Here is a 20875-nt window from a genome sequence, read left to right on the forward strand (position 1 = left end):
GTATGTTTAAAGAACGTTGAAAATTAAAGTCACTAAAAAAGCCCTTCTGTGTTACATTCAAAAGGGCTTTGTCAAAATCGTTAAATCATATTACAGCCCTTATATGTGTCTAAAACACATATACATGCAACACATGGTTGCAAAAGCGCTGGTCATATTTAGTTCGTTTAATTTCATGGCTTAAAAGCTATGGTAAGATTTTGGATCGTGCAAATGAAAGTTTTACGGTTACGGATGTGTTTGATTTGATTGGGTTTTTCAGTCCCTTTCAGTTCAATGCGCTTCCTAAGATGAGGCAGGATTTAGAGATCCTATGAGCGATCAATGTCTATTTCCCATATCCCAGGTTCCGAACCCAACCTTCCTTCTCTCTCCATTTTTCGCGGACTTTCACATGCAGCTCCAGATAAACCTGCTTGCCAATAAATTCCTCTATCGATTTACGGGCTTCGATACCCAATTCTTTGATGGCTGAGCCACCCTTGCCGATCAACATCCCCTTCTGGGATTTTTGATTCACGATGATATCGGCATGTATCCGGTCGATGTCCGGTTCTGCATCATAAGAAACCACTTCAACCGTACAGGAATAGGGGATCTCCTGATGAAACTGAAGAAAGATCTGCTCACGTACTAACTCTGAAACAAAAAATCGAACCGGGTGCTCACTGAGGTCTTCTTTTGGATAAAATGGAGGTCCGGGTAACAGGCTAGTCCGAATGTCTTCCATCAGTTCCTTTACGCCGGTTCCAGCCGTAGCTGAAACAAAATGGGTAGATCGGATCTTTAATTTTTCCTGGATCTCCTCAGCTGATTTTCGGGCTTTCTCTTCATTGGCCACATCCATTTTATTGACCACTAAATAAATCGGCTTGTTAATGGACCTGATCAATTCGATCACATCATCAGTTGGGTGCTTATCCATGGGATCATGAATAAAAAGAATGACATCTGCATCCGATCGTGCGCGTTCCACGGTTTTCATCATGGCTTTTTGAAGCTCATATTTCGGTGAGATCACCCCGGGGGTATCCAGGAAAACGATCTGTGTGTCCTCATCAGAATAGATGCCTACGATCTGGTGCCGGGTGGTTTGGGCTTTATGGGTAGTAATAGAGATCTTCGCACCCAGTATGTAATTCATCAGGGTTGATTTACCCGCATTGGGTTTCCCAATGATGGCAACATATCCGGATTTGTGTGGTTTGGTTTCGGTCATATGATCTGACTTATTATAAAATTTGTAGCCAAAAAAGTCTTCCCTTGAGGGAAGTACGGCTTTAGCCGGGATGGGTGTTGGGGATAAGGTTTCGAACTTTTACCACAGGCACCCTCCGCCAGAGTTCGTATTCACTCACTCTGGCACCTCCTTCAAGGGAGGATTTTCTTTTCTAAATTAAATATTGGGTGTTACAGTGTTGCGGATCCCTTTAAGATCCGCAACACTGTAACACCACAACACCATCTAATCCACTAGTTTTTTCAATTCCGTGATCATCATTAAAGCTTCAATTGGAGTCATACGGTTGGGGTCGGTGGCTTCCAGTTTATTCAATACAGTTTCAATTCTGGGATCAACATGGGTCTGAAACATCGACATCTGAGAAGTTTCAGGTTGTTTTTCAACTTTCTCAGATAAATTTTTGGATGCTTCTTTCTTAGAGGATGCTTCATTTTCTATGGCACCGTTTTTATTGGTGATATCAAGACTATGACTTTCCAGGTTTTTCAGGATCTCCTTGGCCCGTTCAATGACCACTTGTGGGAGTCCCGCCATATCGGCTACCTGAATACCATAGCTGTGATCGGCTCCACCCTGAATGAGTTTTCGCAGGAATACCACTTTCCCGTTGTGCTCCTTTACCTGAACATTGTAATTCCGGATCCGTTCATACATTTGTTCGAGTTCATTCAGTTCGTGATAATGGGTGGCAAACAAGGTTTTTGCCGCAACCGGAGCATGATTATGTAAATACTCTGCCAGTGACCATGCAATACTCAGGCCATCAAAGGTTGAAGTTCCGCGACCTACCTCGTCCAACAGGATCAGGGATCTCGGGGTGGCGTTATTCAGAATGTTGGCTGCCTCATTCATTTCAACCAGAAAGGTACTTTCGCCGGCTGCCAGGTTATCGGAGGCGCCCACACGGGTAAAGATCTTATCGACCAGGCCGATGTTGGCAGATTTTGCAGGAACAAAACTTCCAACCTGAGCAAGCAGTACGATCAGTCCGGTTTGCCGCAGGATGATACTTTTACCGGCCATATTCGGCCCGGTGATGATGAGGATCTGCTCATTATCCGTATCAAGTTTGATATCATTCGGGATGAACGGTTCACCCATAGGCAGTGATTTCTCAACCACAGGGTGTCGGCCTTTTTTAATGTCGATCTCTTCGTGATCACCAACTTCCGGTTTGGCATAATTGTTTCTGAAAGCTACCTCTGCAAATCCCTGCAGGCAATCCAGTTCCGCCACGGCTTGAGAGACCTGCTGAATATCATCGGCAAAATCAGCAACATAAAGCCGGATCTCTTCAAAAAGCTCGTATTCCAGCGTTTTACTGCGCTCTTCTGCTGAAAGTACTTTTTCTTCAACCTCTTTCAACTCAGGGGTGATATATCGCTCAGAATTTACAAGGGTTTGCTTGCGAATAAAGGTATCGGGGACCTTATCTTTGTGGGTATTGGTCACTTCAATGTAGTATCCGAACACTTTGTTATAACCGATCTTTAGGGATGAGATATTATGTTCTTTGGCAAGTTCATCCTTGATCTGGGCAATGTACTTCTTACCATTTTTGGCAATATCCCGCAATTCATCCAGTTCATCATTGAATCCTTCCTCGATCATGCCTCCATCGCGCACACTGGCGGGGGGATCATCCTTAAGAGCCGTGTTGATCCTTTCCTGAACCTCGATCAGTAATTTCAATCGCCCTGATATGTCCTGAAGCAGCGGATCATCAATGGATGCGATCTGACTTTTTAGTCGTGGGATCTGAGCCAGGGATAATTTCAGCTGAACGACATCGCGGGCATTGGTACGGCCCACGCAGATCCGTGAGATAAGCCGCTCCATATCACCGATCTGCTCCAGTTCTTCTCTCAGAGTATTTCTGATCTCGCTATTCTCATACAAGGTTTCAACCGCATCCAAACGTTGTTGAATAGGCTTGAGCCGTTTGAGGGGACGCATGATCCATCGCCTGAGAAGCCGCCCACCCATAGCTGTACAGGTGTCATCAAGTATGGAGATGAGTGTTCCTTCAGTTCCACCTTCCTGAATACTGGCAGTCAGCTCTAAATTTCTTTTGGTAGCTGCATCCAGGCTCATAAATTCACTGCTCTCGTACGCATAAAGCCGGCGCAGGTGACGCAAATAAGCCTTTTGGGTTTCCTGCATGTAATGCATGAGGGCTCCGGCCGCAACGTGTGCGATCTCAAGCTCTTCAACCCCAAATCCTTTCAGAGAGTGGGTTTCAAAATGTTTGGTTAACAGGTCATATCCGTAATCTCCATCATACACCCAATCTTCTATGTAAGTGATGTTATGATGGTTCAGGGCATCATCAAGCTTATTCTTTTTCTTTTGACGGATCAGGATCTCAGAAGGTTGAATGGCAGCCAGGAAATTCTCAAGATGTTCTTCTTTGATATGGCTCAGGGCAAACTCCCCCGTAGAGATATCAGAAAAGGAAACACCGATGGTTGAACCATCCCAATGAAGGGAAGCAATGTAGTTATTTCGCTTGTGATCCAGAAGCTTTTCAGAAAGGGTAACCCCCGGTGTGGTTATCTCTGTAACTTCGCGAGTCACGATCTTTCGGCCGGCTTTTTTAGCCTGTTCAGGATCTTCGGTCTGCTCACAAACAGCAACTTTATAGCCTTTTTTAACCAGTTTAGGGAGGTAATTATCAAGTGCATGATACGGAAACCCGGCAAGTGGGGTTTGGTCGCCACCGTTGTTTCGTTTGGTCAGAGTGATGCCAAGCTCCTTGCTGATCAGTTGAGCATCGTCGGCAAAGGTTTCATAGAAGTCGCCCACCCGGAAAAGCAGTATGGTTCCCGGATGTTCGTCCTTGATCTGAAAATATTGCCGCATAAGCGGAGTTTGCTTTTTCTTAGCACTCATGCACTCGAAATAGGTCTTTTTAGCTGATAGATTGCTGATTATTAAGGGTGGAACTTACCAATGAATTGGTTGAAAAACTAAGGATTAAATGTAGCTTGTAATTGATTGGCTATCCTGCGAATTTTAACCGTTAACCAATTGGTGGAAGGTTTTGCAAAAATATAAAGACTTTGGAAAGCGGGTATTAAAGCTGGCTGCAAAAAAAGATATTTTCTTTAATGCCTCGGCTATCACATTTAATCTGTTTATTTGTGCGGTACCGTTTGTTCTGATCCTGATCTCAATTATTGGGTATTATCTATCTGCCGAGGAGGCGTTCAATGAGATCGTTAGGTATGGAAGGGAATTCTTCCCAAGTTTTACCTACGAAACACAGAGTGAAGATGTATTTCGGGGAGCCATCACTATTGAAACTTTGATCGAGCCGCTGGTGGGGGCCCGTCAGATCTTCGGGATCGTGGGTATTGTGGTACTCCTGTTCTTTACTCAGGGATTGTTGCACAGCCTTAAACATGTATTGTTTGATACCTTCGATATCAAAGAGAGAAAGCACCCGGTGATGGATGTTATCTATAATTTCTTTGGCTTTAGTTTGATCGGGGTCCTGTTTCTGGTTTTCAGCCTGGCAGTCTCAACCATCTCACTGTTTAACCTGAGCAGGATCAATGTACCATTCACAGAGATAACGATCGAATTACCCTGGATCTATGATTTTCTGAATCTGTTACTGCCCATTGTTCTGGCTTTCTTGTTGATGTATGTGATATTCAGGTTTGTGAGTGAAAGAAGGATCAAACCAAAAGTGGCTCTTTTTGCTGCTTTGGTTTATACCCTGTTGTTTGAAATAGCCAAATATGGTGTAAGTATGTACCTCGAGTATGCATTTGAAACGTACAGGTATTTTTATCAGGGATATGCCGTGCTGATCATATTATCGGTTTGGACGTTTTACACGGCGCTGCTTTTCGTGATCAGTGCTATCATAGGTCGCGCGTACAAGGATGTATATATGCTCAATAAGCCATCTATTGAAGAAAACCCCTATACCGCCATATCCTGATGCCAGAAATACTACCGTCAGCATTTTATGACCGTGATGATGTGGTTCAGGTCAGCCGTGAACTGATCGGTAAATTTCTCTGTACTAACATCAACGGTAAACTCACGAGTGGAATGATCGTTGAGACTGAAGCATACCAGGGCCGAACAGATAAGGCCAGTCACGCCTATCCTGATGTTAGAACCAAGCGAACTGAAACCATGTATGGTCCGCCGGGCAGGGCCTATGTGTATTTATGTTATGGTATTCATCATTTGTTCAATGTGGTCACGAACCGAGAGGGATTAGCTGATGCAGTCTTAATTCGAGCGGTTGAACCGGACAACGGAGTAGAAGAAATGCTAAGCAGAAGAAACCGGAAAATGCTTGAGCCTTCCATAAGTAACGGTCCGGGAAAATTGTCACAGGCACTGGGTATTAAAACGGATCATGATAAAATTAGTCTTCAAAGTGAAAAGGTATGGATCGAAGACAGAGATATTGAAATTGGGGATGGTAAGGTTCTTTCAGATAAACGGATCGGTGTAGATTATGCAGGGGCGGATGCAAATTTACCCTGGAGGTTTCTGCTGAATGACTCGAAATGGGTCAGTAAAAAAATACAGACATAAAAAAAGCCCGATGGTTTACATCGGGCTAAAATTAAAGTCGTTTAAGAAAAAACCTTAAAGATCAGTTCTCAGGGTCTTCTTCGTTTTCGCCATTGATGGCCTCAAAACGTTGCTGAACCTCAGGGTGTGCTTGTAAAGCTTGTGCCACTTGCTGGAATGTCTGAAGATCCATACCGGCTTCCTGAATAGCCTGCATATATTGCTGCTGTGCTTGCTGGTTGATCTGCATCAGTTGCGGCTGAATTTCCTGAATGGTTTGCTGCTCATCTTCAGTCAACTCAAGCTGACCGGCCATTTGAGGATTTTGCTGAGACATCATGATCTCTTCAAATCGAGAAAACTCCATACTCGTTTCTTCAACGGCATCCCTCATCTTGGTTTCAGCATCTTTTTGAATGCCTTCACCAACCTTCATGATATCAGATAACATGGTAAGATGTTCGTCAGTGACTTCCTCCGGGCTCAGAGGTTCAGGCTGTGGGGGAGCCATTTGTTGCTGAGCAAAAGCCGTTGCAGAGATAAACAGTGCCCCAAAAATTAATGTGGTTGTAAGTTTAAAAAAATTCTTCATTTCGTTATTTAATTAATAATTGATTCGATAGAGTGAACTAACGTGCTTTTCTGTACTAATGCAAACTATTTAGCGGGTAAAATGTTCTCTTAGCGCCGTAATTTTACATGATGAAACATTTAAGGTAAGATCTGTTCCGATAAGTGCATCTGTAGGGAGTCATACCGGGAAAATTAATTTAACATTGAATGAAATGGTAGCCATGGTAAAAATGTTATACGTACATCTAAACAGAAAAAATCTAACAAAACAAACAAATGAAGACACTCAATAAATTAACAACCTATCTTGCCATTACAATTTTTGCAGTTTCATCACTTGCAATGGTGAAGATCGCTGCCACCAGCTGGACGATCGACAAAGCACACAGTGCTATTAATTTTGAAGTGACCCACTTTTTTACTCCTGTAAACGGTCAATTCCATGATTACGAAGCTACCGTGAATTTTGATCCAGAAAACCTGGATGAAAGTATGATCGATGTTAAGATCATGGTAAACAGCATCGATACTGAAAATGAAAGAAGAGATGGTCACCTTAAGACAGCAGACTTCTTCAATGCTGAAAAATGGCCACACATCACATTTAAGAGTGATAACATAGAAAAAACCGGTGAAAATGAGTTTGTAGCAAATGGTAAACTGACGATCAAAGATGTAACCAAGGATGTGGCATTGCCATTTACTCTATTGGGTGTAATGGATAACCCAATGAAAGAAGGAACCTTGGTTGCCGGTATCAAATCCTCCATGATGATCGACAGAACAGACTATACGGTTGGAACCGGAGACTGGGCTTCAGACGCTGTGATAGGTGATGAAGTGACCGTTGACCTGAATTTAGAACTGAATGCCGACAAATAATTCAGTTATTTCGGAATTTTACCAAAGCATCGTTTCATTTGAGGCGATGCTTTTTTTATTTTAGGGATTCACATAAAGCCTAATCAGATCAATGAATAAGAAACGCTTATTAGTTTTATCCGGATTTATCTTAATTGCAGCACTCTCACGTGTGTTTCCTCACCCTTATAACTTTGCCCCAATGGGAGCAATGGCAATTTTTGGAGCGGCATACTTCACGAACAGGAAGCTCGCATTCTTACTGCCACTGTTCGCATTCTTTATCAGTGATCTACTGGTGAATAACATACTTTATTCAAGTTTTTACGGCGGTTTCACATTGTTTACCCCAGGATTTTATTGGATGTACGGTTCCATAGCTCTGATCGTTATCGCCGGAATATTCATTCTGAAAAAGGTGAATATGAAAACTATCATCGGAGGAAGCCTGGCTGCATCCATGATCTTTTTCCTTGTTACAAACTTTGGTTCATGGTTGGGAAATCCTATGTATCCGCAGACCATTGAAGGTTTGATGATGAGTTATGCAGCAGGAATTCCATTCTTTCACTACACCGTTGCTGGAGACCTGATCTACGCCGGTGTCATGTTCGGTGCTTTCGAGTATGCAAAATTCAAGATACCAGCTTTACAGATCGCTAAGTAATTGAAACGAAATGGGCTTCTGATTGAAGCCCATTTTTATTTGAGTGAGCTATGAAAAAGATCATAATCACAGGTGCCACCTCAGGTATTGGAAAGGAGTTGGCTCTTCAGTATGCATCAAAGGGAAATAAGGTAGGTTTACTGGGCAGGCGAACTGAACGCCTTGAGGAGCTAAAAGAAGAGATCGGTGAGCGGGCATACTTTCGTACACTTGATGTGACGGATCATGAGCTTGCTGAAAAAATGTACACCGAGTTGATCGATGAAATGGGTGGGTTAGATATGATGATCCTCAATGCCGGTATGGGCCGAATTCAGATGATGCCCCCTTGGCGGGCGGAATCCAAACTCATAGAGGTTAACGCACTTGCCTTTGCGCATGGTTGTCACTTTGCCTTCGATTATTTCAAGAAACACGGTGGAGGGCAGGTCGTTGGTATGTCCTCAATGGCTGCTTTGCTTGCACATCACAGGGCAGCAGCTTATACCGCCTCAAAGCATTTTTTGTCTAATTACATGATCGGATTCAGACAAAAGGCTAAACGAGTGGAAGCTGATATTACACTTACTGAGATCAGGGCAGGCTACATCCTAACCGAAATGACAGAGCGGGCAAAAGGTATGTTTTGGGTATCAGATGTTGGAAAAGCTGCGGCACAGATGATCAGAGGTATAGAGAAAAAAAAGAACATCTTTTATGTTACAAAACGGTGGAGGCTTCTTGCCTGGGTGGCTAAATGTGTGCCTGAATTCATTTGGAACCGTATCTGATTACTTATTTCTGCGGCACCGCTCACTACAGTATGTTACCTGATCCCAGTCTTTTTTCCATTTCTTTCTCCAGGTGAACGGCCGGTTACAAACCGGACAAGTTTTTTCCGGCAGATTAGGTTTACGGTAGGTCTGTGTCTGCCTGTTACTCATCCGATGTGTAAATTGACAGCCGGATGGGACCTCTCGCTTTATCAATGGATATATCCTTGCCATTTTGGGTGATACGGATAAGCTTACTTTGTTGCATGCCGGCAGCAACGTCTTTGACCTCATCAAGGTGGTTTCTCCAAACGTCAGAAAACAGATCTCTGGTAACCTCAGAAGGGCACACCGATTTTTTGGGCCCTCTTTTCTTTGTAAAGGTCAATATCCGGTTTTTAATTTCTTGCTTTGATTTCTTCATAACTTTCTTCCAGGTTGATCATAGGCTCAGGGTAGGTGTTGCCAATTTCTACGTTATACAACGCTTGTTGTTCGGGAAACATTTTATGGGGTTCATGAATAAACTCATTTGGCACCTCATTAAGCTCCGGGATCCAGGTTCGAATGTATGTCCCGTTACTGTCATAGGTTTTGGACTGATACACTATATTGAAATACCGATTTCTTGGGTCATGTCCAACAGTGGCGTTATACGCCCAGTTACCATAGTTACTACATGGATCATAATCTACCAGTTGCGATTCAAAATATTCAGCTCCCATTCTCCAGTCTAAATTAAGATTCTGAGCCAGAAAGCTAGCCACGTTTTGCCGGCCCCGATTACTCATATACCCGGTTGCTTTCAATTCCCTCATGTTAGCTTCAATAAAAGGAATTCCTGTGTTACCTTCAGCCCACCGGGTAAATTTATCTCTGTTTGTGTGCCAGTTTCTGTTTTTACCCTGAATACCTGATGAACGGAAGATCTTATCTCCATACTTCCAGGCCGAAAACCGGAAATAATCCCTCCACATCAGTTCAAAGATCAGCCAGTAGGTTGAAGAACTTTGTGTTCGTTCATTCTCGTATTTCTTCACCTCGTAATATACTTTTCGGGGTGATAGAGAACCGTTGGCCAGCCAGGGGGAGAACTTTGAGGAGAAATCGGCTCCAAGAAGTTCGTTTCGTGTTTGTTTATAATGCTTGAGATGATCACCCTGCCATATGTATTCATTCAGGCGCTTCAAAGCCATCTCTTCACCTCCTGAAAAATTCAATACCGCATGTTTGTCATTTTGCTTTTTCCCTGCAATAGGGAAGAGGGAGTCGGTTTCCGGTATATCGAATGATCCTTCAATAGAAACAAGATCCAACCCATCCGGGGGACTAAACATTTTCCTGACCTCTGAGTCTTTTTCTACCTTCTTACGGTATTTAGTAAAAACATCCGGGATCAGCTCTTTTGTGAAAGGAAGGTCATTGATATGAAAGAGGGTACTTTGCCATACAAATGATAGTTTGTTTTCTAATTTTGCCTTAAGTGCCTGCTCAACCTCTGTTTCTTCACGGGTGATCTCCTTTGATGTGAAGACCAGATCGATGGTGTATTCATTGACCAACTCAGGAATAACCTCTTCCGGTTTACCCTTCTTGATGAGAAGATCAGCCCCCAGTGTTTGCAGGTTTTTCTTAAGGTTAAGTACCGATTCATACAAGAATTGTGCACGGTGTGAACCGGTCTTGGGAAAGCCAAAGCCTGTGGTTCCAAATGAACGGGGATCAAAACAAAATACGGGGAGTATTTCGTTAGCTTGAGCTGCTTTGACCAGGGCCTCATTATCATGAACCCGAAGATCATTTCTAAACCAGATGATAGAACGTTTCATGGGCTTTTCTCAGGATAATTGATTTCGAAAAAATATCATTCCTGATCCACTATTAGCGTTTTGACAAGATGCATCTTAAAAAGTTTATAAAGAAAGCCTTAAGACGGTTAAAGGCATCACATTTGGATATTATTATCAATATATTTGAAGCCGAAATTTTGAAGAAAAAAAGAACTAAATGAAAAACGTTGTATTGATTCCCGGAGATGGAATCGGACCAGAGATCACGAATTCGGTAACTACCATCCTTGAAAAGGCAGGCGCTGATGTTAATTGGGTGAGAGCCAAAGCTGGCCTGACTGCTCATGAGGAACTGGGAACACCACTACCTGATGAAACGATTGAAGCGATCGAGGAGCACAGAATTGCTTTAAAGGGTCCCCTTACAACACCGGTTGGTGCTGGATTCAGGTCTGTGAACGTGGCCTTACGTCAAAAATTTAATTTGTATAGTAATATTCGTCCGGCACATACCTTACCAAGTATCGAGTCTCCATTCAGAGATGTCGACCTGGTACTGTTCCGTGAAAATACACAGGGTTTGTACATTGGAAAAGAGCAGTGGATAGAAGAGGGTGAGAACAAGAAACACTCTGAAGCCATAGCTGTGGTGACAGAAGAAGCCAGCCGTAAAATTATTACAGCTGCTTTTGAATATGCTAAACAGCACGAACGTAAAAAAGTAACGCTTGTTCATAAGGCAAACATCCTTAAGCTAACAACCGGTTTATTTCTTGAAGTTGGGCGCAAAGTTGCGAAAGAATATCCTGAGATCGAATTTGAAGATCTCATTGTTGACAATATGGCCATGCAAATGGTGATGCGTCCCCGACAGTTTGATGTGGTGGTAACCACAAACCTATTTGGTGATATCTTGTCTGACCTGGCTTCCGGATTAGTAGGTGGACTTGGAGTGACCGGCGCAGCAAATATTGGAGACGACGCTGCTATGTTTGAAGCCGTGCATGGTTCGGCTCCGGATATTGTAGGCAAGAATTTGGCAAACCCACTGGCCCTGTTGTTCTCCTCACTGATGATGCTTGAGCATATTGATCAAAAAGCAGTTGCAGAAAATATCAGAAAGGCAATTTATAAAACATTGGTTGAGAAAAAAGTGTACTGTACTCCGGATATTGGAGGAGAAGGAACCACTTCAACCTTTACTCAGGCTGTGTGTGATAATATTTAACACCGGTCCATATATTTTTAAACAAAGAAAGGCTACCAATTCAGGTAGCCTTTTTTGTTTGAGGTATATATGAAATTTAACTTCTTAGCCAAAGATCTTAAACAAAACCCAGCTGATGACTGACATCACTAAGCCAAATATCAGTGACCAGCTGAAGCTGCGCACTTTAAATCCTGATACCATTTTATCGACCACCATAATGAGTAAAGCGTTGATCACCCATACGAAAAGACCAAACGTCAAAATGGTTATGGGCAGGCTTAGTATGATCAAAATAGGTTTAATAAATACATTGACAATGGCAAGCAGTGCAGCAACAAACACGGCACTCCAGAAATTTTTAATTTCGACTCCTTCCAGCAGGGAAGCCGTTGCATAAACAGAGATGCTATTTAAAATCCAAGCCCAGATCATAATATTTCCTATTAGTTAAAAATCGCTTTTCTTTACGAACAGATACCTAAAATAGTTTCAAGATATATGAACACCGTAATTAAATCCTATAAGGACCTCTTGAACCATGAACTTGAAGATCTATTCAGGTTAAGGCAACAGGTTTTTATAATTGAACAGGAATGCTTTTATGAAGATATCGATGGATATGATGAAAAAGCTGAACATTTACTGATCTACGATCAGGATATTCTTGCTGCCTATTTAAGGATCTTTAAACCCGGATTAAAATATAATGAAGCCAGTTTAGGAAGGATCGTTGTAGCCCCAAAATATCGGGGAACCGGACTTGGTGAAAAACTTATCAGAAAAGGGATCGAGTTGTGTGAAGGGGGGAGCGTTAGAATTGAAGCACAATCTGCACTTTTACAATATTACAATAACCTTGGGTTTCAAGAGGAAGGTGAGATCTATCCGGTTGACGGGATAGATCATATTCAAATGGTACTACCGTAGTTCCTCGATCTTTGTCTCTAAGTCTCCGGAAACGTCCTTATACCCGGCCTCAAGTTGTTTTATAAGTTCATTGCTTAACTCCGGATCCTGATCTCCCTTGGCGTTATCCTCGATCTTCTTGCAAACAAGGTTAAGTTCAGACAGTCCCACATAAAGCATAATGGGTTTGATCTTATGAGCTTCAGAAGCCACTTTATTCCATTGTGAGTTTTGGTCAGCCTCTTTCAGATTGTCAAGATGTAGAGGAGTTTCCTGCAGAAATAATTCGATCATCTCCACGATCATCGCATTATCTCCACCGCTCATGTTTTCAAGGTAACTTAGATCAATTTTCCCCATTTCGGATCAGATATTATTTAAGAGGTTTTTAAAGAGAGAGAAGATAAATAGAATAAAAGGACGGAGCTAAAGGAATCTGAAAAATGGATGTAACAATCCCACGGTCTATGATTAGGTAAGATTGTTAATCAAAACCAACAGGTGGTCACCCGGTAAATATTACGATACTTACCAGCACTAAAACCACCACTTTAAAGAGTATTGCCTTCCAGTTTTTCATTGTATGTGGGTGTAACGATGCTGTGATGAGTTGGATAGAACGAATTATCCACATTAAAATCAAGTTATCCACATTCAAAATTTGAAAAAATTTTAACTGATTCCCCTTAATTTCATTTCAAAACAGGGAAATCAGTTATGAGGTAACTCAAAGACCTAAAATTATTCACAATTAATGTGTGAATTATTCCACAGTCACGCTTTTGGCCAGGTTTCTGGGTTGATCCACATTGGCGCCCCGGTTCACAGCTACATAGTAGGATAAGAGCTGAAGCGGAATGACCGTCAGGAGTGGAGTCAGAACATCCATTGTTTCCGGCACCACGGTTTTAAATTCCGCAAGATCAACCACCTCATCATTATCGGGTGTGGTGATAGCAATAATGCGGCCTTTGCGGGCTTTAACTTCTTCAATGTTGCTGATCATTTTGTCGTTGGTATGCTGTGTTGCAGCAATTACGACCACCGGCATCATTTCATCGATCAGGGCAATTGGGCCGTGTTTCATTTCTGCTGCCGGATACCCTTCCGCGTGGATATAGGAGATCTCCTTGAGTTTAAGGGCGCCTTCCAGAGCAACCGGGAAGCTGTAAGATCTTCCCAGATAAAGGAAATTTGGTGCATAGGAAAACAGGTTAGAAATATTTTTGATCTCATCGGTGTTATCGAGGATCTCCTGAACCTTAGCCGGGATCTTAGCAAGTTCACTGATCAGCTTTTTAGCCTCAGCTTTTTTCAGGGTTCCTTTTGCCAAACCAAGCTTGATCGCCATCATGGTTAAAACGGTTACCTGACCGGTAAAAGCCTTGGTTGAGGCAACGCCAATTTCAGGTCCGGCATGAATGTAAACGCCGGCTTCCGTTTCCCTCGCTATGGTTGAGCCGACTACGTTGACAACTCCAATAACGGTGGCACCTCTTTCTTTAGCTTCCCTCAGGGCAGCCAGGGTATCTGCGGTTTCCCCGCTTTGTGAAATTACGATCATAACATCGCCGGGTCCAACCAAGGGCTCCTTATATCTGAATTCAGAAGCGTACTCAACTTCAACCGGTACTTTGGCAAGGTATTCGAACAGGTATTCGCCCACCAGACCGGAGTGCCAGCTGGTTCCACAGGCAGCAATGATCAAACGGTTAGCATTGACAAGCTTGTCCATGATCTCTTCTATACCCCCTAAGGTGACAGTTCCTTTATCTGTATCTATACGTCCACGAAGGCAATCAGCCAAAGCACGAGGCTGCTCAAAGATCTCTTTAAGCATAAAGTGGTCGTATCCGCCTTTTTCAATTTCTTCAAGACTGAGAGACAACTCATGGATCTCTTTGCTGAGCTCAATATTATCGGCCGTTTCTACCGTAAAGTTATCTTTTGTGATTATAGCTAATTCACCATCGTCAAGGTAAACCACCTTATCCGTATAGGCGGCAACTGCAGAGGCGTCCGATGCAATGAGCATTTCGCCATCACCCACACCAAGTAAAAGGGGAGAGCCCTTTCTAGCCACAATGATCTGGTCAGGGAAATCGGAATGCACCACGGCAATACCATAGGTTCCATGAACCTGATGCAGAGCTAATTGAATGGCTTTTTTCAGGGAGGAAGCATCTTTTTTAAGAAAGCTTTCGATCAGTTTGGCAAGAACTTCAGTATCTGTTTCAGAGTAAAAAGAAAAACCCTCTTCCTTTAATTTCTTCTTAAGCGTACTGTAATTTTCAATAATTCCGTTGTGAACAAGAGCCAGCTTACCACTCTCAACCGTATGCGGATGAGAATTGATATCGTTTGGCTCGCCGTGGGTAGCCCATCGGGTATGTCCGATGCCTAAAGTTCCTTTTTCATCTTTCCCGACTAATTTCTCCAGATTGGAAACTTTACCTTTACCCTTGGTGATGTTCAGCGCGCCATTCAAAATAGCTACACCGGCTGAATCGTATCCTCTGTATTCAAGTCTCTTGAGACCATCAATAATAACTTTGCTGGCTTGTTTCTCACCAACGTACCCGACTATTCCGCACATATGATATACTTCTTAAATAATTTTATTTGTTTGCGATAATGCGTAAATATAAGGGCAATAATATTGAATAACGATTACGATTTTTTGAAAATATGGCTAACCATTTAGATGTTCAGGTCTGTTTTTTTGAGGATGATCTCACTACAAGATTCCATCCACTGACTTTAACGCGTCCTGTTGATGACCTCCGGGTAGGTGTTTTTACGATACGGCAAAAATGGTTGCATTCACTGGGCCTGAATCGATACGCAAGAGTTCTAAGACAAGATCTCTCCGGAGTATTTCGCCGGAATGAGATCGAGTCTGATAAGCCCGTTCTGTGGATCAATTCACGTTTTTTGCCATCGAAGGATCTTCTAAGTGAAATAGCCAATCTTGAACAAAATGAAGTATTGGTTTTTAAAGGGGGTGCTGCTGTTGCTTTAATATCAGGGGAGCTTTCTCTTAAGATGTTTAAGGAAAATGAGTTTAATAGTCAGGGGCTTAAAGTAACAGACCTGAATGACGTTATTCACCTGGAGAATGTGTGGGATATGCTGACTCTTAATAGCTTCGAAATTTCAAAGGACATACCATTAACCGGGCTACATTCAGTTGAGGAAACAGAAAAATATCAGCATCCGGGAATCTATGATGCTGATAATACATACATTGGAGAAAATGTGAGTTTAGAACCCGGGGCCATTATTATCGCTAAAGATGGTCCTGTGGTTATCATGAATGACGCTACCATAGAAGCGGGAAGCATCATCAAAGGACCGGTTGTAGTGGGTAAAGGGGCTACTATAAAAATGGGTGGCAGAATATCGGGAGGGACGACCATTGGTCCGGTTTGTAAAGTTGGTGGAGAGGTATCGAACTGTATTTTTCATTCATACTCAAATAAAGCACATGATGGATTTTCCGGGAATTCAATATTCGGTCAATGGGTAAACTTGGGTGCAGATACCAATACTTCCAATCTTAAAAATAACTACAGTACCGTAAGGTTGACGGATTGGGAAAAGCGTGAGGAAATGGAAACAGAACAGCAATTTCTGGGAACCGTGATGGGAGATCATTCCAAAACAGCCATCAATTCTATGTTAAATACCGGAACCATTTGCGGGGTGAGTTCCAATATTTTCATGGGTGGTTTTCCACCTAAATACATTCCCTCTTTTTCTTGGGTTGGTTCTGCTGAGTTCGGTGAGTATCAATTTGACAAAGCTGTTGACGCCATGAAGGCTATGATGAAAAGACGGGATGTAGCTTTGTCGCCGGATTATGAGAAAATGATGTACAGGATATTTAAGAATCGTTAGTACTAAGTTTTAAAACTCTGCGATAAGCAAGAAAGGCCGATTCCCAATATGGGTGCGTGAGCTTCGAGATCGTAACTCCTTCTGAGGTTGAGGCATGCAAAAAATCTGTCGCATTGATCATGATCCCAACGTGATAGGTTCGCCTTCCGGTTTTGAAAAACACCATATCTCCAGGTGTTACACGTCGCTTTGCAACCGGTTCACCAAATTCGAGTTGTTCCAGGGTCGTTCTTGGCAGCATCACAGAAAAATAATCTTCGTAAACCACCTGCATAAAGGCAGAACAATCGATGCCATTGTACCCGGTTCCTCCTAAAATATAGGGAATGCCTTTCCAGTCGCTATAAGCCAGCTGCAGAATTTCCTGCCTCTCGCGCATGATGTCTGAAGATGCATTGCTTACACTCATCATCGGCTTGAGATCAGCAGAATCGGCTTTCTCCGATACCGATTCCTTAGGTTGAACCGTTTGGTACGAACCGCGTTTTACCGTACCACATGCCGCCAAAATGGTCAACATAGAACAGAGAGTCGCAATTGATATGATCTTAAAACCGTCTTGTTTCATTACCTGTAAATATAAACGGATATGCTTACTTTTGATGATGTAATTCAAATTATAATAAAGACGGATATATAAATGAATTTACTCGTCAATATCGATCACGTCGCGACATTAAGGAATGCCCGGGGTGAGGGATATCCGGACCCAATTGAAGCAGCCAAAGTGTGTGAAGAAGCCGGGGCTGCAGGTATTGTTTTTCATCTAAGGGGAGATCGCCGCCACATTCGGGATGCGGATGTGTTTCGGTTGAAAGATCATGTACGAGGAAAGCTCGATTTTGAGATGGCTGCAACAGACGAGATGCTGGACATATGTATTGAGGTTCAGCCTCATTTGTGCACGCTCGTTCCTGAAGGTCGTGAAGAGTTGACAACGGAAGGCGGACTCAAAATGGAGTCTGTTTTTGATGATTTTAATTCTCGTGTCATTCCCCGTTTGAAGGATTCCGGTATAGAGATAAGTTTGTTTCTGGATCCAAACCCTGAGGATATTCGGCTGGCCCATAAGTTGGGTGTGGATGCCATTGAATTACACACCGGAACTTTTGCGAATGCACCCGATGGCAAAAAACAGCATGAATTAACCCGGCTTCGAAAAGGGGCGGCATTGATCAACGAACTGGGCATGAAAGCCAATGCAGGACATGGCCTGAACTTAGAGAATTTGCCGGATCTACTTGAAACCATCCCAAACCTCAATGAAGTAAGTATCGGGCATGCCTTGATCAGTAAATCTTTGTTCTGGGGCATGGAAAAAACCGTCAAAGCCTATCTTGAGATCATTGAGGATTTTTACGGATCATAGTGAAAACGTCAGCTAAACATATCGCAGACCGTATTCGGCTGATGATCGCCACCAAACAGTTTCAGGTGGGTGAGGTGTTGCCATCCACCCGGGAATTGGGTCAGCAGCTGGAAGCCAGTTTTCACACGGTTCGTAAGGCCTATCATATACTTGAGGATGAGGGATTGATTCTCGGCGAACAGGGACGGGGTTTCACCGTAAAGAACCAAACCCCGTTATTGGATAAATCCGCCCGTCTTGAAGTTGGTGGAGAGAAGGTTCAGGCATTGGTAGAAGAACTGGTGGGATATGGATTAGATGAATCAGAGATAGAATTGTTATTTCAGGAACAGCTTGGATTCATGGAATGGCCCGATCGTATCCAAACATCAGCCAGTGTCGGTGAAAATCACGAGTTGGGAAGAATGTTATCTGATGCCATTAAAAAACAGGTTGGGGTAAAAAGCGAAGTGATCAGTGTAAATGAATATGAAAAGGCTGCCAAATACGATGCCTTGTTTGTGCCTATTCACCTGATGAGCCATTTCCGAAGCCTGCGGGAAAGTTTACTGGTCATTCCGATCGTGTATGATTACGATCCGGATATTCTTTTATCTATGGTTGACCGGGCAGCGATTGATACTATCGGATTAGTGACAGGAGCTGAGGAAACGATCCCTAAGATCATTGAGGAATTAAAGCGTTCGGTGCATTTTGAGGGTTCGTTTGTGGCCGGTACGATCTATGGGAAATCACTTCCGCTATTTGTGCGTGAGTCGGACCTGATCCTATATACCTCAGACAGTGCCAGGCTGGTTGAGCAGAAGATCCCTCAAAAAAGCCGGCTTAGGCTTGATTACCTTCTTTCTGAAAAGAGCTCGGAAATGATCCGTGCAGAATTGTGGGACCAATAAGTTTTAAAATTAATTTTTAAATAAAGTATTACTTGATCAAGAAAGTTATTCAGCAGGCCATTGACGCCATTGAAAAAGAGATCGTCGCAGTCAGGGAGACTCCATCCACGGATGTACTCTTTACCGGGGAACTGGAGAAAATATCAGGGGAGTACATCTACTCGTTTGAGTCACAGAACCGTGGCCTACGTTTTGCCGAGGAAATAAGGGCAAAAGTGGATTCAAAGGAATACAAAGTTCACATTGTGGAGTTCAAAGACAAGAAAGTACGTCTGGAATTCCCTGAAAATGTAGGAAGCAGGATCGACGAAGTATTCCTGGAATGGGAGAATGATTTCGTTCTTAAAAAAATGGAAGAGCATTTATTCAAGCTTCAGGACAAAGCTGAGGAGGTTCCACAATTAAAAGCTCTTCTTGAGCCTGATGAGCATTTTAAAGTCTATCAGGATTCGGTTCAGATCCAAGTGGATGATCTGAGAAATGCGGCTCAGAAAGATGCGATCGAGAAATCATTGAAGAATAATATTCTGTATGTGTGGGGACCTCCGGGAACCGGTAAGACAGCAACTCTTGGGTATATAGTGGCCAATTTATTGAATCAGAATAAAAGGGTACTTTTTGTCTCGAATACCAATCGGGCTGTTGATGTGGGTTTGCTCAGTGTTATCAACGCGTTGTATGAGATCGATCCGGCATTCGATCTTCAGAATACGACACGTTTTGGGGAAGCCGCTTTGGATGATAAACGTCTGGAGGACATCTTATTTGAACATCAGGTCAAAACAAAACTTGATGGGCGCAAAGCAGATGCGGTACAGCTTTCAAATTTGTTGAGTAATTATGAAAAACTTCAGGAAACGGTGGATGACCTGATGAGGAATGGGGAGGAAGTACCTGAAAAAATGGACCTTGAATGTCAGCTTGCTGCCAATAAAATGGATGAATATGGGGGGAAAGAAGCTGTTGAGATCGAAATTGACCGACTTCTGAATTTGAACGAACGGTATGAGTTGAAGAAAAAGCAACTGGTAGCTACCACACTGGCCAAAGTGTGCACTTCAGAACTATTCTACAACATCAGCTATGACGCCGTTGTAGTGGATGAAGGATCCATGGCAGGTATCCCTTACATGTTGCTGATGGCTGGAAAAAGTAAGCAACATCTTGTTGTTGCCGGAGACCCGATGCAGTTACCTCCCATTGCAATCACAGATCACCCTAAATCAAGAGATTTCCTGGAACAGGATATTTTTACCTATGTGTCAAAATCGGAATCTACTGAGGATCTGTTCAACTGGCATGATTTTAATCCGAACTTCACAAGCTTTTTTGATACGCAATATCGAATGAAGGATGATCTGGCGGGCGTGATCAGTTCTGTGTTTTATGAAGGGAGATTGAAGTCAGGCAAACCGGCGGATGGTCGTGATCTGGATAATGGTGAGTCTTCATCAGTGGCTTTGATCGATTCGGCAAAATATAATCCTGTTCTGGAACAGGAATCCGGAGAAAAAGGGTTTAAACCGGTTAATGAAGTTCATATGAGACTCATTGAGGAAAGTGTAAAACGACTGACAAAAAATCATACTTCCGATGACATAGGTATTATCGTTCCCTTCAGAAATAGTGTGTATAAGGTGAGAAATCACCTGTGGGAAAAGGGATACAGGGAGGTAGAGGTAGGAACTATTCACACCTTTCAAGGCAGGGAAAAACCGGTGATCATTTTCGATACCGTGATGAGTGGTGAATGGCAAAACGGTGGTATGAGGCATTATTCGGTTCGCCCCTTTGATGAGAAAAAGAACGGACTGTCGGTACCCAGATTATTGAACGTAGCTTTTTCTCGAAGCAAGGAATTGCTGGTGATCATTGCAGACATGGGACATGTTCAGAAAGTGTACGGCAGTAAATTTCTTGGTAGATTACTCGGGTCGGTTCAAAAGATATCCATCTGATCAAAACCCGTTTCAGATGTCTGATTCGGGCCGCTATTCTTGAATTGAAATCAATTCTAAAAAATTGAAAGATATTTCAAAAAAGAGTTGAATAGTATCAGAAATAGCCCTTATATTTGTTGCCCTTTCAGAAAGGGAATTTTAATGAATTAAGCGGGAATAGCTCAGTGGTAGAGCATCCCGAGAATTCGGGACCAAGGTTAGGGTCGCG

The 20875-nt window shown here is 42.8% G+C and carries 21 protein-coding genes; 11 read left to right on the forward strand and 10 right to left on the reverse strand.

The features are described from left to right. Positions 1-328: 328 nt before the first annotated feature. Both era and mutS read right to left on the reverse strand, forming a co-directional pair. Complete coding sequence (era, locus tag C3B73_RS09795) at positions 329-1219, reverse strand: GTPase Era (RefSeq protein ID WP_103665426.1); 891 nt, start codon at positions 1217-1219, stop codon at positions 329-331. Between the two features lie 246 nt (positions 1220-1465). Beyond that, on the reverse strand, positions 1466-4135 hold the full coding sequence (mutS, locus tag C3B73_RS09800) for a DNA mismatch repair protein MutS (protein WP_103665427.1): 2670 nt from the start codon (positions 4133-4135) through the stop codon (positions 1466-1468). A gap of 151 nt (positions 4136-4286) precedes the next feature. Here mutS and C3B73_RS09805 point away from each other — a divergent pair, with 151 nt between their 5' ends. Both C3B73_RS09805 and C3B73_RS09810 read left to right on the forward strand, forming a co-directional pair. Next, a complete protein-coding gene (locus C3B73_RS09805) occupies positions 4287-5195 on the forward strand; it encodes a YihY/virulence factor BrkB family protein (protein WP_103665428.1) in 909 nt (302 codons plus the stop codon). Continuing rightward, entirely contained in the window at positions 5195-5806 is a 612-nt protein-coding gene (locus C3B73_RS09810) for a DNA-3-methyladenine glycosylase (RefSeq protein ID WP_103665429.1), read from the forward strand. Before C3B73_RS09805 ends, C3B73_RS09810 begins: the two co-directional genes overlap by 1 nt. A gap of 61 nt (positions 5807-5867) precedes the next feature. Here the strand turns inward: C3B73_RS09810 and C3B73_RS09815 are convergent, their stop codons facing one another. Then, positions 5868-6377 carry a DUF4168 domain-containing protein gene (locus tag C3B73_RS09815; RefSeq protein WP_103665430.1) on the reverse strand — a complete coding sequence of 170 codons (510 nt, stop codon included), beginning with the start codon at positions 6375-6377 and terminating at the stop codon, positions 5868-5870. 257 nt (positions 6378-6634) lie between these two features. Between C3B73_RS09815 and C3B73_RS09820 the strand changes: the two genes are divergently transcribed. The 3 genes from C3B73_RS09820 (at position 6635) to C3B73_RS09830 (ending at position 8656) form a co-directional block, all read left to right on the forward strand. After that, complete coding sequence (locus tag C3B73_RS09820; RefSeq protein WP_103665431.1) at positions 6635-7240, forward strand: YceI family protein; 606 nt, start codon at positions 6635-6637, stop codon at positions 7238-7240. Between the two features lie 91 nt (positions 7241-7331). Continuing rightward, positions 7332-7886 (forward strand): DUF6580 family putative transport protein, encoded by a 555-nt coding sequence (locus C3B73_RS09825; protein ID WP_103665432.1) that lies wholly within the window; start codon positions 7332-7334, stop codon positions 7884-7886. 50 nt (positions 7887-7936) lie between these two features. Beyond that, complete coding sequence (locus C3B73_RS09830) at positions 7937-8656, forward strand: SDR family NAD(P)-dependent oxidoreductase (protein WP_103665433.1); 720 nt, start codon at positions 7937-7939, stop codon at positions 8654-8656. Here C3B73_RS09830 and C3B73_RS14250 read toward each other — a convergent pair whose 3' ends face one another. From C3B73_RS14250 to C3B73_RS09845, 3 genes are read right to left on the reverse strand one after another with little or no spacing between them, the layout of a single operon-like run. Beyond that, positions 8657-8809 (reverse strand): DUF2256 domain-containing protein, encoded by a 153-nt coding sequence (locus tag C3B73_RS14250; protein ID WP_103665434.1) that lies wholly within the window; start codon positions 8807-8809, stop codon positions 8657-8659. Continuing rightward, positions 8802-9062, reverse strand: a complete 261-nt coding sequence (locus tag C3B73_RS09840) for a DUF3253 domain-containing protein (protein WP_103665435.1) — start codon at positions 9060-9062, stop codon at positions 8802-8804. Before C3B73_RS09840 ends, C3B73_RS14250 begins: the two co-directional genes overlap by 8 nt. Then, the gene (locus C3B73_RS09845; RefSeq protein WP_103665436.1) at positions 9037-10467 is read right to left on the reverse strand and encodes a DASH family cryptochrome; all 1431 of its coding nucleotides are present in this window, start codon (positions 10465-10467) and stop codon (positions 9037-9039) included. The genes C3B73_RS09840 and C3B73_RS09845 overlap by 26 nt, the downstream gene beginning before the upstream one ends. A gap of 178 nt (positions 10468-10645) precedes the next feature. Between C3B73_RS09845 and C3B73_RS09850 the strand changes: the two genes are divergently transcribed. Beyond that, positions 10646-11656 (forward strand): isocitrate/isopropylmalate dehydrogenase family protein, encoded by a 1011-nt coding sequence (locus tag C3B73_RS09850; protein WP_103665437.1) that lies wholly within the window; start codon positions 10646-10648, stop codon positions 11654-11656. A gap of 84 nt (positions 11657-11740) precedes the next feature. Here C3B73_RS09850 and C3B73_RS09855 read toward each other — a convergent pair whose 3' ends face one another. Then, on the reverse strand, positions 11741-12070 hold the full coding sequence (locus C3B73_RS09855; RefSeq protein WP_103665438.1) for a phage holin family protein: 330 nt from the start codon (positions 12068-12070) through the stop codon (positions 11741-11743). A 66-nt stretch (positions 12071-12136) separates the two neighbouring features. Between C3B73_RS09855 and C3B73_RS09860 the strand changes: the two genes are divergently transcribed. Then, complete coding sequence (locus C3B73_RS09860; RefSeq protein WP_103665439.1) at positions 12137-12565, forward strand: GNAT family N-acetyltransferase; 429 nt, start codon at positions 12137-12139, stop codon at positions 12563-12565. On the opposite strand, the gene C3B73_RS09865 is transcribed toward C3B73_RS09860, so the two are convergent. Then, positions 12557-12904 (reverse strand): Hpt domain-containing protein, encoded by a 348-nt coding sequence (locus tag C3B73_RS09865; RefSeq protein WP_103665440.1) that lies wholly within the window; start codon positions 12902-12904, stop codon positions 12557-12559. The genes C3B73_RS09860 and C3B73_RS09865 overlap by 9 nt on opposite strands. Before the next feature lie 403 nt (positions 12905-13307). Beyond that, positions 13308-15140 carry a glutamine--fructose-6-phosphate transaminase (isomerizing) gene (glmS, locus tag C3B73_RS09870; RefSeq protein WP_103665441.1) on the reverse strand — a complete coding sequence of 611 codons (1833 nt, stop codon included), beginning with the start codon at positions 15138-15140 and terminating at the stop codon, positions 13308-13310. 92 nt (positions 15141-15232) lie between these two features. On the opposite strand from glmS, the gene C3B73_RS09875 reads away from it, so the two are divergent. Continuing rightward, positions 15233-16444, forward strand: coding sequence for a putative sugar nucleotidyl transferase (locus C3B73_RS09875; protein ID WP_103665442.1), 1212 nt, complete (start codon positions 15233-15235; stop codon positions 16442-16444). Here the strand turns inward: C3B73_RS09875 and C3B73_RS09880 are convergent. Beyond that, positions 16431-17012, reverse strand: a complete 582-nt coding sequence (locus C3B73_RS09880; protein WP_157939470.1) for an NlpC/P60 family protein — start codon at positions 17010-17012, stop codon at positions 16431-16433. The two genes, C3B73_RS09875 and C3B73_RS09880, sit on opposite strands and share 14 nt — an antisense overlap. 72 nt (positions 17013-17084) lie before the next feature. Here C3B73_RS09880 and C3B73_RS09885 point away from each other — a divergent pair, with 72 nt between their 5' ends. The 3 genes from C3B73_RS09885 to C3B73_RS09895 are packed head-to-tail and all read left to right on the forward strand — an operon-like array spanning position 17085 to position 20664. Beyond that, positions 17085-17813, forward strand: coding sequence for a pyridoxine 5'-phosphate synthase (locus tag C3B73_RS09885; protein ID WP_103665444.1), 729 nt, complete (start codon positions 17085-17087; stop codon positions 17811-17813). Further along, positions 17813-18706: a GntR family transcriptional regulator gene (locus tag C3B73_RS09890; RefSeq protein ID WP_103665445.1), complete on the forward strand. Its 894-nt coding sequence runs from the start codon at positions 17813-17815 to the stop codon at positions 18704-18706. The genes C3B73_RS09885 and C3B73_RS09890 overlap by 1 nt, the downstream gene beginning before the upstream one ends. A gap of 32 nt (positions 18707-18738) precedes the next feature. Further along, positions 18739-20664, forward strand: a complete 1926-nt coding sequence (locus C3B73_RS09895; protein WP_103665446.1) for a DEAD/DEAH box helicase — start codon at positions 18739-18741, stop codon at positions 20662-20664. Positions 20665-20875: the final 211 nt, after the last annotated feature.

This window comes from Gracilimonas amylolytica (assembly GCF_002911695.1).
Taxonomy (GTDB): Bacteria; Bacteroidota; Rhodothermia; order Balneolales; family Balneolaceae; genus Gracilimonas; species Gracilimonas amylolytica.

Coding starts and splice junctions, on each gene's coding strand:
- C3B73_RS09810 (WP_103665429.1), top strand. CDS start 5,195: ATGCCAGAAATACTACCGTCAGCATTTTATGACCGTGATGATGTGGTT.
- glmS (WP_103665441.1), bottom strand. CDS start 15,140: ATGTGCGGAATAGTCGGGTACGTTGGTGAGAAACAAGCCAGCAAAGTT.
- C3B73_RS09880 (WP_157939470.1), bottom strand. CDS start 17,012: ATGAAACAAGACGGTTTTAAGATCATATCAATTGCGACTCTCTGTTCT.
- C3B73_RS09855 (WP_103665438.1), bottom strand. CDS start 12,070: ATGATCTGGGCTTGGATTTTAAATAGCATCTCTGTTTATGCAACGGCT.
- mutS (WP_103665427.1), bottom strand. CDS start 4,135: ATGAGTGCTAAGAAAAAGCAAACTCCGCTTATGCGGCAATATTTTCAG.
- C3B73_RS14250 (WP_103665434.1), bottom strand. CDS start 8,809: ATGAGTAACAGGCAGACACAGACCTACCGTAAACCTAATCTGCCGGAA.
- C3B73_RS09850 (WP_103665437.1), top strand. CDS start 10,646: ATGAAAAACGTTGTATTGATTCCCGGAGATGGAATCGGACCAGAGATC.
- C3B73_RS09865 (WP_103665440.1), bottom strand. CDS start 12,904: ATGGGGAAAATTGATCTAAGTTACCTTGAAAACATGAGCGGTGGAGAT.
- C3B73_RS09830 (WP_103665433.1), top strand. CDS start 7,937: ATGAAAAAGATCATAATCACAGGTGCCACCTCAGGTATTGGAAAGGAG.
- C3B73_RS09845 (WP_103665436.1), bottom strand. CDS start 10,467: ATGAAACGTTCTATCATCTGGTTTAGAAATGATCTTCGGGTTCATGAT.
- C3B73_RS09840 (WP_103665435.1), bottom strand. CDS start 9,062: ATGAAGAAATCAAAGCAAGAAATTAAAAACCGGATATTGACCTTTACA.
- C3B73_RS09825 (WP_103665432.1), top strand. CDS start 7,332: ATGAATAAGAAACGCTTATTAGTTTTATCCGGATTTATCTTAATTGCA.
- C3B73_RS09875 (WP_103665442.1), top strand. CDS start 15,233: ATGGCTAACCATTTAGATGTTCAGGTCTGTTTTTTTGAGGATGATCTC.
- C3B73_RS09815 (WP_103665430.1), bottom strand. CDS start 6,377: ATGAAGAATTTTTTTAAACTTACAACCACATTAATTTTTGGGGCACTG.
- C3B73_RS09885 (WP_103665444.1), top strand. CDS start 17,085: ATGAATTTACTCGTCAATATCGATCACGTCGCGACATTAAGGAATGCC.
- C3B73_RS09820 (WP_103665431.1), top strand. CDS start 6,635: ATGAAGACACTCAATAAATTAACAACCTATCTTGCCATTACAATTTTT.
- era (WP_103665426.1), bottom strand. CDS start 1,219: ATGACCGAAACCAAACCACACAAATCCGGATATGTTGCCATCATTGGG.
- C3B73_RS09860 (WP_103665439.1), top strand. CDS start 12,137: ATGAACACCGTAATTAAATCCTATAAGGACCTCTTGAACCATGAACTT.